This is a genomic window from Pseudonocardia terrae, assembly GCF_021343995.1.
In the GTDB taxonomy this organism is placed as follows: Bacteria; Actinomycetota; Actinomycetes; order Mycobacteriales; family Pseudonocardiaceae; genus Pseudonocardia; species Pseudonocardia terrae.
Map to the genome: position 1 here is coordinate 1 of NZ_JAJTTE010000095.1, position 15279 is coordinate 15279.

The window sequence follows — 15279 nt, forward strand, 5'->3', positions numbered from 1 at the left end:
CGCTGCGATCAGCGGCAGTCTACGACCGGGTGTCTACAAGATCGGGAACGGTCCACCCGTGGCCAGGCCAGCGGTGGCAATCAGTCGAACGGGGCACAAACACACTCGTCCGCCCCCAGAGCTCTACTCGACGCCACCCACCGGACCAGCCGGGATGCGCATGCAACCCTGGAACCCCGAGCCGATCAAGTCCCGGAGCTCCTTACATGAACTCCCCGATTGGGTGAGTGCGTCGGGCTTCGGCCTCCGCTTGCCGTCGTCGCAGGTGGGTGAGGCTTTCTTCGAGGGCGGCAACCTCGCCGAGCCAGACGTTCTGGCGGGCTTCGACGAGCCTGGCTTCGGCGTTGGCGGTCATCTCGTCGAGGCGTGCGAGCTGGGCGGGGTCGACGCGTAGGAATCGGCATCGGGTGCAGGCGTGTTCGTGGACGCAGGGGGTGCCGTAGGGGCGGTGGCAGTCGCCGAGGGCGACCTTGCGCCGCAGGAAGTGCTGTTCGAACTCGGCCCATTCCTCGCTGGTGGCCGAGCGCAGCTCGCCGTCGGGGCGCAGCTGGCGACGGCGTTCGATGAGGGCCTGGTGGGCGGCGATGAGGTGCTCGGGGAACACGGCGGTGTAGCCGCGGGTGGTGTCGAGGCTGAGGTGGCCGAGCAGGGACGCGGCGATGTGCAGCGGGAGCCCGGCGCCGACGAGTTCGGTGGTGAACAGGCGGCGGAAGTCATGCGGGGTAAACCGGACTGGCCGGTCGTTGTCGGTGAGCGCGGCCCAGTCGGCGGTGGCGTTGAGCAGGTTGCGGACGGCGACGATGGAGATGACCTCGTGGCGGGTGCCGACGCGGCGGGCGAACAGGTGCGGCGGCTGTCCGTGGGTCTTCTCGTGCGCGTCGTAGCGCACCGACAACGGGACGTGCGCGTCACCGGCTTTCGCGCGGCGCTGGACGGCGAGCAGCACGGTGACCAGCTCGGGGCTCATGGGGATGAGGCGTTCGGCGTCGGTCTTGGACGGGACGATGTGCAGGAGCGGGACCAGGGTGTTGGTCGCGGCAGGGGTGTAGTGGCGCAGGGACAGCTGGGTCAGTTCGAGGAGTTCCTCGATCCGCAGGCCGGTGTGGCGCAGCGTCTCGACGATCGCCCAGGCCCAGAACGCGTCTTCTTCGAGCTTGCTGATGTTCACCCGGCCGCGGGGACGGGGGACGGCGCGGGCGCCCGGTTCGGTGTGCAGGACCTCGGCCCACAGCTGCGAGGCCTTCAACCGGTCGTAGTGGCTGCGCGGGTGGGGGCGGGCGCGGGCGAAGGTGACGCCGTCGACGACGAACCGCTCACCCGCGCCGGCAGCGCGCGCGGCGGCCAGCAGCCGGGTGCCCCAGTCGCGGCGGGCGTTGCTGGCGGCGACGAACGCGGGCAGCAGCGGAGTGAGGGTGCGGGTGCGGGCCTGCATCCGAGCCTTCTGCTGGCGCGTGTGTCTCGCGGCGGCGCGGGACTCGGCGCGGGGGACCGGGCAGGGGGCGACCCAGACGCCCCAGCGGACGGGGTCGTCGTGGGCCCATTCGGCGAGGTCGCGGTAGAGGCCGCGGATGGCAAACAGGGTGGAGTGGATCTCGCGGCGCGCCCGGCCGTCGGTGGTGACGGCGAAGCGCTCCCGCCACTCGGTCGCGGTCCGCGGGTCGATGCGCAGGTCGGCCTGGGACGGGTTGATCTGCAGGATCTCCCACCAGAACAGCCGGACCAGCCGGTAGGCCAGCCCGGTGAGCGAGGCGTAGTCCATGCCCGGTTTGAGCTCGCGCAGGTAGTCCACGAGCAGGTCCCGGACCCCGCCCGGTGGGATGCCGTAGCGGTCCACCAGGGTCGCGACGGAATGCTGGCGGGTGTTGCCCTTGGCCGACCAGGCCGCCCGCAGGGTCACCGCCTCGCCGGTGAACACCCCCAGCGCGACGAGCAGTTCCCAGGCCAGGTGTTCGCGGCGGTGCCGCCCGGAGGTCCGGACGATGTCGGCGTAGTGCAGCAGCTCCTCGCCGGTCAGCCCGGTCAACGGTTTGCCCGTGCGGATCATGACCCGGGCCAGGCAGTGCTCGGCGTCGCAGCGCTGCCGGACCAGGGCCTGCTGGTAGGCGGGCAGCGCACGCAGCTCGGACAACTGCTCGGTGGCGTTGACCTCGAGGAACCGGGGCAGGGCGGTCCCGGCGCGGCAGAGCAGCAGCCACGCGTAGGACGGGCGCAGCACCCGGGCCTGGATGAGCTGGTAGACCCCGCCGGTGACCGCCTGGCGTTGCCAGGCCTTGTCGTGGTGGGGAAACGCCGCCTCGGCCCAGCCGTGCGGTGCGGCGTCGGCGCCGCTGGCCGGCCAGCGCTGCTCCCAGCTGTTCCCGTCGAACCCGGCCAGCCAGCCCAGCAGCCGCTCGGATCGTCGCCGCAGGATCGCGCAGTTCTCGGTGCCGAGGGCCAGCGGCCCGGTGAGCCGATCGAGCACCGCGGTCACGGTGTCGGCGACGTCGAGGTCCTGCACCGCCCAGCCCGCCGCATCCGGGGCCAGGGGTGGCGGGGGTAGGCCGGCGTCGTAGGCCACCAGCGGGCGCGCCCGACCCCGGGCCCCGTAGCGGGGATCCGGCGGGACGACACCCGAGAGCACCGCCGGGGTCAGCCCGGCGGGCGGCGACCCGGGCGGGGACAGCAGCTGCATCCGCGGGCTGAGCGCCCGCCGGGTCTGCACGGCCTGCTGCCGAGACCCCGGGATCGAGCTCTGCGACCCCGCCGGCGAGGCCGGCGGTCCGTGTGCCGGTGCGTGGAGCGGCGGCTCGGTGGAGGTTGTGCTGCCGTTCATGGGCGTGGTCATGGAGTTAGCCCGAGGAGTTCGTGCACCGCGTCGGCGTTGTAGCCCGGATCCAGCGTCGGCGCCGGTGTCGGGGGGCGGGCGTAGTGCTCGAACACCTTCTCGATCAGCTCCTCGAGCCGAGGCCGTGTGTAGATCTGGGTGGTGGTCACGCTCGCGTGCCGCAGGATCGTCTGGACGTCGACCAGAGTGAACGCCGGGTCGGCGAGCATCCGCTGCGCGGCGGTGTGCCGCAGGTCGTGCAGCGTCCAGTTCGTGCCCAGCACGGTGTTCGCGCGCTGCAGGACCGCGCGGGCGGCGTGGTAGTTCAACGGCCGCGGAGTCGGCGTGCGGGTCCACCAGACCGGCCCGCCCTCGACCAGCGGGGGCCGTTGCTCGGCCAGATAGAGCGCCAACCAGGCGAACGAGTCCACGCTCGCCGGGATCGCCTCCCGGGCCCGGCTGCCCTTGCTGATGACGGTGATCGTGCGGGCGCCGACGTCCAGGTCGCCGTGCCGCAGCCCAAGCAGCTCGGCCGCGCGGGCGCCAGAAGACAGCCAGAACGAGATCAGGGCGCGATCGCGGTGGCAGCGCAACACCGCGAACAGCTGCTCGGCCGCATCGTCCGGGAGCGCCCGCCAGACCGGCTTCGCAGGTCTCTGCCGGTAGCTCGCCCGACGGCGCACGACGAAGTCCTCCATCGGGTTGTGGTGGGCGAACACCCGACCTCCGTCCCGGGCCCGCTGCGCGGGGACCGGGTTGACCAGCGGGCCCAACCCGGCGGTGCAGGTGTGCTCGTAGAACCCGAACAGCACGCTGAGCTGGTGATTGATCGTCCGGGCCGCGTAGTGGCCACCCGGCGTCGGCTTCCCGGTTCGGGGATTGAGCGAGCCCGCCGCAGGCGCATCCGGGCGGCGGCGCTGCCGCTGCGGGTTCGGCGTCTCCCGCAGGTGCTCCACGAACGCGCGCACGTCAGCGCGTTCCGCGCGTTCCCACCCCAAGAACCGCTCGTGCAGGAACCGGAACCAGCGCAGCAACGCGAAGGCGTAACTGCGGACCGTCGCCGGGCTGCAGTCCGAGGCCGCGAGCTCACGCAGGTAGGACGATGCGGCGACGTGCTCGACCTCGGGAAAGACCACCCGACAGCCCAGGCCCGTCTCCCGCGACACCACTCGCCCGACCCGACCGGCAAACACCCGGTCAGCGTTGCCGCGTGCAGGCCGCCAGGTGGCCAGACGCGCCGCTCCTCGCCCGACTCTCCCCGAGCTGGGTGACGGGCCTGCCCCGGTACCCGTGGATATGGTGCGTGATGCGCGCACGGGAGTTCAGTCAACGAACCGCTGCCTCGCCCACGCCGTGGGCGGGAGGGTGCGGTTGCAGAGCCGGCAGCTGCGGTCGCTGACCCGGTACTTCCCGGAGATCGTCGCCGCGGTGGCCGAGCTCGGCCAGGATGTGGTGCTCGACGGGGAGCTGGTGGTGTGGCAACGGGGCCGGCTCGACTTCGCCGCCCTGCAGCAACGGCTACAACCCTCCACCGCCCACGCCGGCCGGCTCGCCACGGCCACACCGGCGGTGTTTGTCGTGTTCGACGTCTTGGCGGCCAAGGGCAAGGACCTACGCCCGATGTCGTGGACGGAGCGGCGCCGGCGCATGGAGACGCTGCTCGGCACACGCCTGCCGCACGGGCTGGTGCTGATGCCCGCCTCGGCCGACCCGTCGGTCGGCCGGTTGTGGATGCGCCAGCACACCGACGCGGGCATCGAGGGGGTGGTGGCCAAGCGCGTCGACCAGACCTAGCGTGCCGGCGCCCGGGCCTGGCGGAAGGTCAAGACGCGGCTGACCGCGGAGGCGGTCGTCGGGGGAGTGCTCGGGTCGCTCGCCGAGCCCGACGCGTTGATCGTGGGCCGGTACGGGGCGCACGGCCGGCTGCGGGTCGCCGGCCGGACCACGCCGCTGTCCGCGGCCACCCGCGCGCACCTGCAGGGCGTGCTGGCCGCGCCGGCCGGTGAGCATCCGTGGCCGGAGGTGCTCCCGTCGGCCCGGTTCGGGCAGCGCCCGAGCGAACCGGTCGCCTACGTGCAGGTGGCGCCGAGCGTGGTGGTCGAGCTGGAGGTCGATACCGCCTTCGAGCAGGGCCGCTGGCGCCATCCCGCGCGGTTCATGCGCTCCCGCCTGGACCTGCACCCCGAGGAAATAACTCAGGCTTCGAGCCAGTGACTCCGCATCCCGATTCGAGGCACCTGCGCCCCCTCTCGCTTCATACTGACCTCACGAGCCCGCGCGCGGCGCCGCCAGCGAGCCGCTTCTGCGGCGACGAGGATTCTATGGGGGCGTATCGGGGCGTCCTGATCAACTACCGAGTATTGCGCTGAAGCTAGGTTCTTGTCTGAGCGATGAGTTTCGCGAGGCCGGTCGCCAGCTGGACCGGCACGGCGTTGCCGATCTGGCGCGCAATGGAGACCTTGGCGCCGCACCACTGGTAGTCGAGCGGGAAGGTCTGGAGGAGGGCGCCCTCGGCGAGGGTGAGGGGGCGGTGCTCCACCGGATGGAGGTAGCGGCCCTTCTCGGGCTTCACGAACTCCGTACGGATCGTGACCGAGGGCTTGTCCCAGCGGAGCCGACCCATGACGTCCATCGAGCCGGTCCTGTGCTTGCGCCAGCCCGGGGTCTGGAGTCGCCACGGCAGGTCGAGTCGGTTGCCGCCTTCGGGGATGGCGGCGAACCGCTCGACGGAGATGGGCTGGAGATGGCGGGTCACGTGGAGCTGGGACGTCTTGAACGAGCCCGGGAGGCCGCCGTCGAAGTCGAAGATCCCGTCGGGTAGCTCGATGTCGTCGGGGTCGACTGCTGCTGGCAGCCCGGCGAGGGCCTGGCGGACGGTCGCGAACTTCTCGGGTTGCCCGGCGAACTCGCCCTTCGGGTCGGGCAGGGGGGCGCAACTCTTGTGCCGGGCGAGCACGACGGCGCGCTTGCGGAGTTGCGGGACGCCGAACTCGGCCGCGTTGAGCGTGTAGGACTGCAGTTCGTAGTTGCGGAGTGGTCCGTCCGGGCCGGTGGCGAGCTGGAGCAGGGTCCACTGCGGGGACCTGAAGAAGGCCGCGACGTTCTCGACGACGAAGTAGGAGGGCTGGATCTTCTCGACGACCCGCACATACTCGCGCCAGAGTCGGTTGCGGTAGTCGAGGGGGTCGCGCTTGCCCAGGTTGGAGAAGCCTTGGCAGGGCGGCCCGCCGACGACGATGTCCGCGTCCGGGATGGCCGACGTGGGCCAGTCCTCGATCCGTCCGTGGAAGAGGTGATCGCGGCCGTAGTTCGCGGCATAGGTCGCTGCGGCGGCCCGGTCGAGCTCGACGGAGGCGACGACCTCGAACTTCGAGGTGATCTCCGGGTCCTTGTTCGCATCGAGGAAACCTCTGGTCAGGCCACCACATCCCGCGAAGAGGTCCACCAGCCGCAGCGTCGACACGTCGGTAACCTAGCCGGCGGGTACGACAATCCGGCGCAGGGCGGCCGGCGCGTCGACAGCCTGCGCTGTGCTAGCGGTACGGAGGGAGCAACGGTGTCGAGCGACCGTCCCACCCCGTCGAGCACCGGGGTCTCCGAGCGGATGAGCCGCGCCCGTCGTCGCGACACCGAACCCGAGATGCTGATCCGCAAGGAGGCCCACCGCCGGGGCCTGCGCTACCGCGTGGAGGCCGTTATCCCCGGCATGCCCCGCCGCCGCGCCGACATGATCTTCACCGGCGCGAGGGTCGCGGTGTTCGTGGACGGCTGCTTCTGGCACTCCTGCCCCGAGCACACGAGCATTCCGCGGGCGAACCGCGAGTGGTGGGTCGCCAAGCTGGAGAAGAACCAGCTCCGGGACCGGGCGACCGACGCGCACCTGGAGGCCCTGGGCTGGACGGTCCTGCGCTTCTGGGAGCACGAGGACCCGCTGGTCGCGGTGGACGCCGTGGAGAGGGCCGTTCGCGGTCACTGAGCCCGCCGGTCGGCCTCGCGGATCGCGGCCACCGCGATGGCGGCCTCGCGGCGGATCTCGCCGCAGAGGTCGGCGTAGTCGAGGGCGTCGAACTCGAGGATCGCGGCGGTGCGCAGGAGTCGCTTGAGCACGTCGCGCAGGACCCGCCGCGAGCCGAATTCCGCGGTGTCGACGCTGGGCCAGACGTCGGCGAGGGCCCGGACCACGGAGCGGCTGCCGCCGAGCAGGTTGCGGCGAGCGTAGATCTGGTCGAAGTCGGACTCGTTGAAACTGCCGAGCAGCCGGTACGGGTCGGGTTCGTTGGGGACGGCGAGCAGGTGGGCGCGCCACCAGAGCCTGCCCCAGACATGCCGGGTGATGTCCGTGCCGAGGATCCGGTCGACGGGCGGTTCCCAGTAGCGCCAGTAGGAGACGTCGGGCAGGACGACCAGGGCGAGGAACGCCCAGATCGGTCGGACGGCGGCCTCCGCGGCGACGAGGCCCATGCGCTCGTGGAGCAGGCGGGCGATCTCCTGGTCGAACTCGGTGTGGTCGCGTCGCCGCCCGCCTCCGGGGAACCCGGACTCCTCGGCGATCTTGACGACCCGGTTGCGCAGCTCCTCCAGGTGCTCGACGGGCACCCGGTCACCGCCCGTCGCGGCGAAGACCGCCGAGGGGTGTCGGAAGGCGGGCAGCTGCTGCAGCTCCTCGACCGTGAGCCGCGTGTAGCGCTTGTGCATGTCGAGCGCGGCGGCGTCGAGCAGGCGCGGGTAGAGGATGCTCATGCGCCCGCCAGGAGCCCGGTGGCGTTCTGGATCTGCGAGGTGAACAGGATCGGCTCGTGGTCCCGGTCGCGCCGCAGGGCCTCGAGGGTCTTGCTGGGGAAGGTGTTCCGGACGACGGCTGCGAGCAGGGCGCCGACGGACCCGGCGGGGTAGTCGGTGTCGAGGTCGAACTCCTCGTCGACGAGGGCCCGTTCGACCAGCGACCGGACGACCTCGCTGCGGATGGCCGAGAGGACGAGCTTGTCGGCGTCGGTCGGGTCGGCGGCGTTCCCCAGGGCCGTGGTGACGACCTCGCGGCGCTTGTTCGCCAGGAGCAGGATCGAGCCGAGGGCCTGGGACTCCAGGTCGACGCCGAGCTCCAGGTGCCAGGCCGCGCCCGTCGGGTAGGGCAGGTGCTGGAAGTCCACGATGGACAGCGGGAAGAGCACGGCGTCGCCCTGGAGCATCACCGACCGCACGTCGTGCCAGAGCACGCTGCCCGGCCTCGACGGGGCCGCTGTCGAGGCGGGCGACGGGCCGACCGCGCGCAGCGTCAGGCTGGTCTCGAGATCGAGGCGACCGCCCAGCTCGTCACCGGGCAGCTCGAAGTCGATCTCCAGATCGACGTCGGGCGCGGCGGGGACGGGAGCCTGCCAGGCCCGGCCGCGAAGCGAGGAGTTCGCGGCCGACCAGACGACGGTGAGGACGATCTCGGCGTCGGTCGGGAGGCCGCAGGACAGCCGGGCCTGAAGGCCGTCGATCCGCATCGGGCGGCGCAGGTGCAGCACGGTGCCGTAGTCCCAGTCGGGGAGCTCGACCGGCAGCTCGTCGAGCGAGTCCGCGGTGGCGCGCAGCCAGGGCCCGCCGGCGACGACGTCGACCGAAGGGCGGCGGTAGGGGTAGGCGCGGCTCACGAGGCGACCGCCTGCTCGACCCGTGCCCCGGTGACCACGATGTCGGTGATGGTGTGCGGGACCGGGAGCACGACGAGCTCGACCTCCGAGGGGCTTGCGACGCAGGTCTCGTCGACCGGCTCGCCGTCGGGGGTGAGCCAGGCGAGGACCTGCGGGCGTGCCGCACCGACCGGGGCGTCGTCCTCGCGCGCCCGCTCGCCCAGCCCCACCGAGAGCCGGGACTCCAACCGCACGGGCCCGGGACCGGTCACGGAGAACCGCTGAACCAGGACGACCCGGCCGTTACGCTCGTCGACGACCGGGTCGGTCAGCTCGGTGACCCGCACCTTGTCGCGGGGGACGGGCGACGGGCGTCCGCCACCGGCTCCCCGTCCGGTCCCCGAAGCGCTCGCCGGCTGATCGGGGCGGGCGAAGGCGGCCGCGACGATGCCGCCGAGGAAGTTGCTCGCAGCACCGAGCGCGACCCCGCCCTCGGACTTCACCGTCGCCACGACGGACGCCCGGTAGCTCGCCAGCTGCTCCTTGATCCGGCGGAACGTGACCCGCACGAACGTCTTGTCGTGGCCGGTCAGCTGCTCGTGCACCCAGTGGTCGTGGGTGGGCGGCTCGGCGGCGGCGAAGACATCGTCGAGATCGTCGAGCGCCCGGAACACCCCGGCGTAGGCCCGGTTCACCGAGCCGGTCTCGGTCTGCTCCAGGTAGCGCACGACGAGCTCGGGCGCCCGCATCAGGCACACGTGGTGCGGGTCGCCGGGCACGCCGGCGCACTCCGCGGCGAGCGTGGCCGAGCCGGGCGTCATGGGCACGACGAACCGGTGCTCGACGGCGAAGTTGCCCAGTTTCTTGCGCGGGTTCCCGCACTCCAGCACCACGCCCTCGCCATCACGCTGCGCGCGATAGGCGTCGACGAACATCTCCAGCGGGTACGTCTCGGCCGGATCCGGGACGGGGAAGGTGCTCCCGCCGGCGCGGACCTCGGCCACGAGGCGGTCGTCGCCGCGCTCCGGCAGCATGATCGGCCAGAGCTGCCAGGCGAGGGTGTTCGCGAGGTGGCGGGCCGCGTCGTCGATTTCGTCGAAGTCGTCGAGGTCGGGATCGAGGACGACAAGGGTGGTGCCGGTCTCGTCGGCGGCGAAGGGATAGAGGCCGAGGCTGCGGGCGACGGTGTCGGCCTCCGCGCCCCGCAGCGGCTCGACGTGATCCTCCTGGACGTCGCCCCACCAGTGCCGCCCGGTGAACGGCCGCGTCTCATCGGTCGGGGTCTCCCGGCCGTCGAACGACTCGCGCATGGCAATGCCGATCAGCCGGGACTCCAGCCCGACGCCCGGCTCCTCGGTACGGGTGTAGACGAGGATCGTGCCCACCTTGGACAGCCGGTAGAGCACGGCCTTGCCGTAGCCGTAGGTACCGCCGCCCTGATGGGTGTCGCGCTTCTCGCCGACATTGAGCACGAACGAGACCCAGTCGCGGCGGTCGGCGGCCAACTCGTCGGCCCGGGTGGGCCCGCCGAGGCCCTTCGTGCCGCGGTCGACGACCGAGAGCAGCCGCAGGTTCGACGTCCGGACCAGCTTCCCGATGCCCAGGTGCGGCTCGCGGCTCGCCGGCGGGCTGAGCAGCCGTTCCCAGTTGGGCCGGTGCGTGGGGGAGACGGTGGTCAGCTCGAGCCGGAAGGCGGTGGGCCCGCCGCCGAGGCGGGCATCCCAGGAGTTCTGCGCCGTCTCGCGGACGAACACGGTCAGCGGGTCCACGGGCGGGCGACCGAGCTGGTTGCGGATGCCCTCGGACGCGATCGCGCCCGTGGGCGGGAAGGGCTGGGACCACCAGCGCGGGGTCGTCACGCCTGCTCCAGAAAGGTCTCGACGGGATCGGCGTCCGTGCGCGCGGCGACAGCGGGTGCGCTGTCGAGGTCGACGTCGTAGTTGATGTTCGCCAGCCCGGCGAGCGTCGCGTCACCGACCAGGCCCGAGGGGGTCAGGCGCGGGAATCCCGGCCCGACCTCGTAGGTTCGCTGCTCCTCGACCTCGAAGACTCGGCGCGAGTAGACCTCCCGCTCCGTCTCCTGGTAGCCGAACGCGTGCAGAGCGGAGAGGAAAGCGGCTTCGTCGTCGGCCACCAACAGGACCTCGTCGATCAGATCCGGTACGGCACGGCCACGGTCGGCTCGGAGCTTGAGCCAGGTCAGCAGGAGCCGGCCGTCGCTGCCGTCGAGTTGGCCGAGGCCGTGGATGCGGACGCTGCGGGAGTCGACCGATGTCGTCGACTTGACCTCCAGGGCGATGTCCGCGCGGTGGAAGTCCTGGCGGCTGCGGAACGGCCCGGTCCAGAATGCGACGGCGCCGGGATCGCGGGCGAGCATCGCGAGCAGGACGGTCAGCTCGCCGTAGAGCCCCGCGAGCTCGGACGGCGTCAGCGTGCGCCGCGTGCCCGAGAGCAGGGAGCGCCAGTCGGCGAGGGTCCTGCGCAGCGCGGTGACCGCACGGTTCGGGGTGGCGGCGATCCGGGTGAGGACCTCGGCGCACAGCGCGGTGAAGAGATCGCTGAGCCGGTCGTCGGCGAGCGCCAGCGAGGCGTAGACGCGGAAGCTGGTCTCGTCCTCGAGCTCTTGGCGGCGCAGGGTGACCGCGCGCCCGTCGACGTCCTCCTGCAGCGTGTGTTTCGGGTCGATCGGGACCAGCAGGTGGCGGGCACCGGTGTCGCGGACACCGATGAGCACGGGGCCGCGGGCGGTGTCGACCCCACTCGTGGCCGTCCGGAAGAGGCTGACCGCAGGTCTGGCCGCGGCGGCGGACCAGAGCTTTTCGAGTTGAGCACCGTCGGTGGTCACTCGTCGTCCTGTTCCAGGATGGAGGTGTCCTCCTCCTCGACGACGACCTTGGACAGGTCCGCGCTCATGTACTCGACGTCGGAGTCCTGGCCCTTCGGTTCGGGGAAGACCAGGGCAACACCCATGACGACGTCGTCGGTGGGCGCGGCGAGCGGGACGCGGCCCTTCGTGTTCTTCGGCTCGGACTCCGGCTCGATGGGGTAGAGCAGCAGCAGGCCCTCGGTCGGGCGCTTCTGCCTCCGCAGCTCCACGAGTTCCTTGCGGGTCATCGTGCTGGCGCCCGCCGTGTCGAGGTCCAGGGCCTCGTCGCGGCGGCTGGAGAGGGTCTTGATGTCCGCGACGCCGTCGAAATCGACGCCCTGGTCGTAGGAGAGCCGGGAACGGCGGACCATCTTGACGTCGATACCCGAGCCGAGGTCGCAGCGCTTGGTGCTGGCCTTGTCCTGCGAGTTGCCGATCACCCCGACGCTCCACCGGCCGAGCGCGCCGGCACGCACGCGTCGCCGGATGTACTCCGCGATACGGCCGCCGTCACCGTCGGAAGAACGCTCGTGGAAGGAGTAGGAGTCGAGGAATTCCAGGACGTGCTGGTGCGGGACTTCGGTGAACAGCGCAGTCTCGTCCCGCGACGGCGTGGCCGTCCCGTCCTTGGCCGCGTGGGCGACGAGCGCCCGCGCCGCGGTGGCGTTGCCCTTGAGCCAGGGCTCACCCTCGTCCGAGACATCGAAGAAGCGCGACTCGACGAGCTGCCCGCCGTAGGCCGCGACCGCAGGGATGGCGCTGGTCATCTTTGCTTTCGCCGTGATGCTCATCTTCGGGTGCGTCCGCAGTCGCACGGCGAAGTTCAGCGGCGTCACGCCCGGATTCATGTAGCGGTTGATGTCCAGGCGCATCTCGGCCTCGACCGTGGCCAGGTGGCTGAACCACTCCATGAGCTCGTCGGTCATCCAGATGCGGGGGAGATCGGCGTAATGGTTGCGGTAGCCGAACCAGCGCCCCATTTGCAGCAACGTGTCGTAGGCGGACACCGCGCGGACGAAGAGGCTGGAGACCAGGCCCTCCAGGGTGAGGCCGCGGGAGAGCGTGTTACCGCCGACCGCGATGGCCGTGACCGGCCCCGACTCGTAGTCGAGCCGATCCGTGCTCTTGTAGTTGTCGATCACGACTTTCGTGGCCTTGACGACGGCCGGAAGTTTGCCGAGCAGGTCCTCGAACGCGACCGTGGTCTCGCCGAAGTCCGCGGCGGGGACCCGCGCGGTCTCTTTCGCCCACGTCGTCCGGAGCCGGTCCAGGAGGTCGGGGTCCTTGGTGGTCAGGCCAGCCAGCATCCGGGTCTTCAGCTGGAGCAGCGGGTCCTTGAAGCGTTCGTGGACCGTCGTGTCGGTCGTCGTGTGGATGAGCATTGTCGAGTGCTTGTTGCCGCCGCCGCGCACCTTCCGAGCCGCCGTGGCCAGCCAGAACCACTCCACCGAGCGGCGCAGCGAGTGCGTTAGGCCCGGGTAGAAGTCGGCGGCCTCCTTCTTCGTCCGCGGTTTGAGGTCGTCGACCTCGTCGTCGGGGACGGTGCGGACCATGTCGTAGCCGCCGGGCAGGTCGGCCGGGTCCTCGCCGGGCAGCAGCTCGCGGCCGAAGAGGATCTCGGTGCCCTGGTAGTCATTGGGCTGCGGCAGGTTGACGATGAAGTCGCGCGGGTAGAAGTCCGTCTTGTCCCCGGGGTTGATCAGCAGGTTCGCGAACGGCGTGGCCGTGTAGCCGATGTAGCCGACCTTCGGGAACTTGCTCATCACCTGGTAGAGCAGCGGGTTGATTTCTGCGGTGGCGACCGTGGACTGGTCCGCCTCGTCGTCGATGATCAGGGTTGGTGTCTTGGCGAGGTAGTCGCCGCCCTTGGCCAGCCAGTCGCGGAGCTTGCGCAGCACGACCGCGTTCTTCTTGACCACCAGCAGCATGTGCTGGTCCTTGGCGGCGAAGAAGGCCTGCGGGTTGCCGGTCGGCGGGGTGAAGTCCTTGTCCTCGGTGGTGACCTCGTGCCAGAGGTCGGGGTTGGCGTGCACGAGGTCGCCGGCGAGGCGGATCTGGGTCTGCCGGCGCAGCGTGTTGTGGATGCCGGACAGCACGATGAACAGCTTGTAGCCGCGGTCGGCGGCCTTCGCCATGACGGCGGTGAAGTTGGTGGTCTTGCCGGACTGCACGAACCCGACGACGAGCCCGCGCGTGCGGAACTCGTCCTGCGTGGGGTGGTCGAGCAGCGAGAGGATCTTGGTGGATGCCTCGTCGACGGACGTGATGTTGTCCTCGCCGAAGTTCTTCGCCTGCAGGGACTTCACGACGGCCGGCCAGTTGCGGTCCGCGTCCTTGGGGCCCGTGTACCAGGTGACGCGTCCGTCGCGCCAGACCGACGGCGGCTGGTCGAGGTTCCGGATCCGGATGGTCTCGGCCTCGTGCTTCTCGCGCACGGCCTTGATCAGCGGCGCCGGGACCATCATCATCTCGAGTTCCTTGACGGCGTCGGCCGGTGAACTCTTGTCGGAGAACTTCAGGAAGACCTGGTAGGCACCCTCGATCTGCTTGTCCGACAGCCCAACAGCCACCCGGCTACCCCCCACGTGCCCCGTTCAGATGTTCGGAAGGCTAATCAGCGATGGGCAGCAGTGTGTTACCGGGCCACTCTTCCGAGTGATGCAACGCGGTAGCTGGCGAGTGGCCGGAGCATGCGGTCGACGTCGGGCCCGTGGACGATCACGTGTTCGCAGAGCTGATGGAGCCGGGGTGAGGCGTCCACAAGGGAAGGGAGCTGATGGCAGCTGTCCTTGCTCGACGAGCTCCCGCTTCACCCCAGCTGCAGGGCGGTCTCGCCAGTCAGCGCACAGTCGTCGGGCGGTCGGTGGTGGAAGAACTGAAGCTCGACCGAGTACATCGCAGCGACCAATGCGGGCCCCGGGGCAGCCGCGACAGGACCGTGGTGCGGGCCGGTGGTACGCCTGCGCCCCCGGCGCGCCATGGAGGGCGGTTGCGTCCAACAGCCCAAGGCCGGCGTGATCCGTCAGCGGCACGGCTTGCGCCGGCAACGGAGCTGCAACGACCCCACCACCCGCGCCTCCCAATAGCAGATGTGGCACTGGTCGGCGAGCCGCTGCTCGGGTCGGAAGCGCTCCAGCTCACGCCGACCGCCCCGAGGCTCGAAGATCATCAACTGCTGGCGCCTCCGACTGCGAACGTCCCGGTAGACATGCCAACGAGGAGTACGGCGATGCCAGTAATGGCGCCGCGCTGAGTTGCAGCATGCAGGCAGCTGAGTTGCAGCATGCAGGCAAAGGTTGCGACACCCGACACCCAGCCATGGGTTCGGTTCGATCCCCGAGGTCCACCCACCGCGTCGCATCGTCCAAGACACCACGATCCCTCGGGCTCGGGTGACGACCCATGACCACCGCTCGTGGTCCGGGCAGAGCCGCGACTACTACGTGAGCCCGACACCCGGTAGCGATGGCGAGACCACCTCGAGAACCACGAGGAAGGATAGCGACGACGACGAGTCCGCCGATCCCCCTGCCGGGGCCTTAAACCGGGCCGCGGTGCCATCTGCCGGGTGGCACGACGTATCGACCCGGCGAGGGCGACTCACTCGATCGAGGGCAATCTCCTCAGGTGGGGCCGATCCTCGCGACGATGCGTGTCCGACCGCTTCAGACGCACTCTGTGCGGACGCGTAACGTCCAGGTCGATCTTGTCGACAGACGGGCGACCGGGGCAAGGGAGATCAGGCATGGAGTGCGGCACATGAGCTCTACGACAGACGGCGTTCTTGAGCGTAAAGTGCTCGCTCCTGACCCCGGCCTGATCAAGAGCTTGGGCGCGCACCACAGCTTGGAGTCGGCGGTCGCTGACCTCGTCGACAACAGTGTCGACGCGGGAGCGACCCGCGTACTGATCGTCTTTGAGACAGAGAACGGTGAGCCTGTCGCCGGGGTTCCACAGATCAGCCAGTCGACTAGTCCGTGAAAATGGGTTGTGAGCTG

The 15279-nt window shown here is 70.6% G+C and carries 12 protein-coding genes; 4 read left to right on the forward strand and 8 right to left on the reverse strand.

Annotated features, from left to right (window positions below):
- Positions 1 to 202: 202 nt before the first annotated feature.
- Together LWC33_RS33290 and LWC33_RS33295 are read right to left on the reverse strand one after the other, a co-directional pair.
- Positions 203 to 2812: a site-specific integrase gene (locus tag LWC33_RS33290; protein WP_233308688.1), complete on the reverse strand. Its 2610-nt coding sequence runs from the start codon at positions 2810 to 2812 to the stop codon at positions 203 to 205.
- A gap of 8 nt (positions 2813 to 2820) precedes the next feature.
- Entirely contained in the window at positions 2821 to 3939 is a 1119-nt protein-coding gene (locus tag LWC33_RS33295) for a tyrosine-type recombinase/integrase (protein WP_233308689.1), read from the reverse strand.
- A 160-nt stretch (positions 3940 to 4099) separates the two neighbouring features.
- Between LWC33_RS33295 and LWC33_RS33300 the strand changes: the two genes are divergently transcribed.
- A complete protein-coding gene (locus tag LWC33_RS33300; protein ID WP_255693858.1) occupies positions 4100 to 4597 on the forward strand; it encodes an ATP-dependent DNA ligase in 498 nt (165 codons plus the stop codon).
- A 66-nt stretch (positions 4598 to 4663) separates the two neighbouring features.
- On the forward strand, positions 4664 to 5017 hold the full coding sequence (locus tag LWC33_RS33305; protein WP_233308691.1) for a hypothetical protein: 354 nt from the start codon (positions 4664 to 4666) through the stop codon (positions 5015 to 5017).
- Positions 5018 to 5174: 157 nt separating this feature from the next.
- Here the strand turns inward: LWC33_RS33305 and LWC33_RS33310 are convergent, their stop codons facing one another.
- Positions 5175 to 6266, reverse strand: a complete 1092-nt coding sequence (locus LWC33_RS33310) for a DNA cytosine methyltransferase (RefSeq protein ID WP_233308692.1) — start codon at positions 6264 to 6266, stop codon at positions 5175 to 5177.
- 93 nt (positions 6267 to 6359) lie between these two features.
- Between LWC33_RS33310 and LWC33_RS33315 the strand changes: the two genes are divergently transcribed.
- Positions 6360 to 6779, forward strand: a complete 420-nt coding sequence (locus LWC33_RS33315) for a very short patch repair endonuclease (RefSeq protein ID WP_233308693.1) — start codon at positions 6360 to 6362, stop codon at positions 6777 to 6779.
- Here the strand turns inward: LWC33_RS33315 and LWC33_RS33320 are convergent.
- The 5 genes from LWC33_RS33320 to LWC33_RS33340 are packed head-to-tail and all read right to left on the reverse strand — an operon-like array spanning position 6773 to position 13851.
- Positions 6773 to 7543 (reverse strand): DUF6339 family protein, encoded by a 771-nt coding sequence (locus tag LWC33_RS33320; protein WP_233308694.1) that lies wholly within the window; start codon positions 7541 to 7543, stop codon positions 6773 to 6775. The two genes, LWC33_RS33315 and LWC33_RS33320, sit on opposite strands and share 7 nt — an antisense overlap.
- Positions 7540 to 8436 carry a hypothetical protein gene (locus LWC33_RS33325; protein ID WP_233308695.1) on the reverse strand — a complete coding sequence of 299 codons (897 nt, stop codon included), beginning with the start codon at positions 8434 to 8436 and terminating at the stop codon, positions 7540 to 7542. Before LWC33_RS33325 ends, LWC33_RS33320 begins: the two co-directional genes overlap by 4 nt.
- Positions 8433 to 10274 carry a hypothetical protein gene (locus LWC33_RS33330; protein ID WP_233308696.1) on the reverse strand — a complete coding sequence of 614 codons (1842 nt, stop codon included), beginning with the start codon at positions 10272 to 10274 and terminating at the stop codon, positions 8433 to 8435. Before LWC33_RS33330 ends, LWC33_RS33325 begins: the two co-directional genes overlap by 4 nt.
- Positions 10271 to 11260 carry a PD-(D/E)XK motif protein gene (locus tag LWC33_RS33335; RefSeq protein WP_233308697.1) on the reverse strand — a complete coding sequence of 330 codons (990 nt, stop codon included), beginning with the start codon at positions 11258 to 11260 and terminating at the stop codon, positions 10271 to 10273. Before LWC33_RS33335 ends, LWC33_RS33330 begins: the two co-directional genes overlap by 4 nt.
- Entirely contained in the window at positions 11257 to 13851 is a 2595-nt protein-coding gene (locus tag LWC33_RS33340; protein ID WP_233308698.1) for a Z1 domain-containing protein, read from the reverse strand. Before LWC33_RS33340 ends, LWC33_RS33335 begins: the two co-directional genes overlap by 4 nt.
- 1189 nt (positions 13852 to 15040) lie before the next feature.
- On the opposite strand from LWC33_RS33340, the gene LWC33_RS33345 reads away from it, so the two are divergent.
- A complete protein-coding gene (locus tag LWC33_RS33345; RefSeq protein ID WP_233308699.1) occupies positions 15041 to 15262 on the forward strand; it encodes an ATP-binding protein in 222 nt (73 codons plus the stop codon).
- The last annotated feature ends 17 nt before the right edge of the window (positions 15263 to 15279 follow it).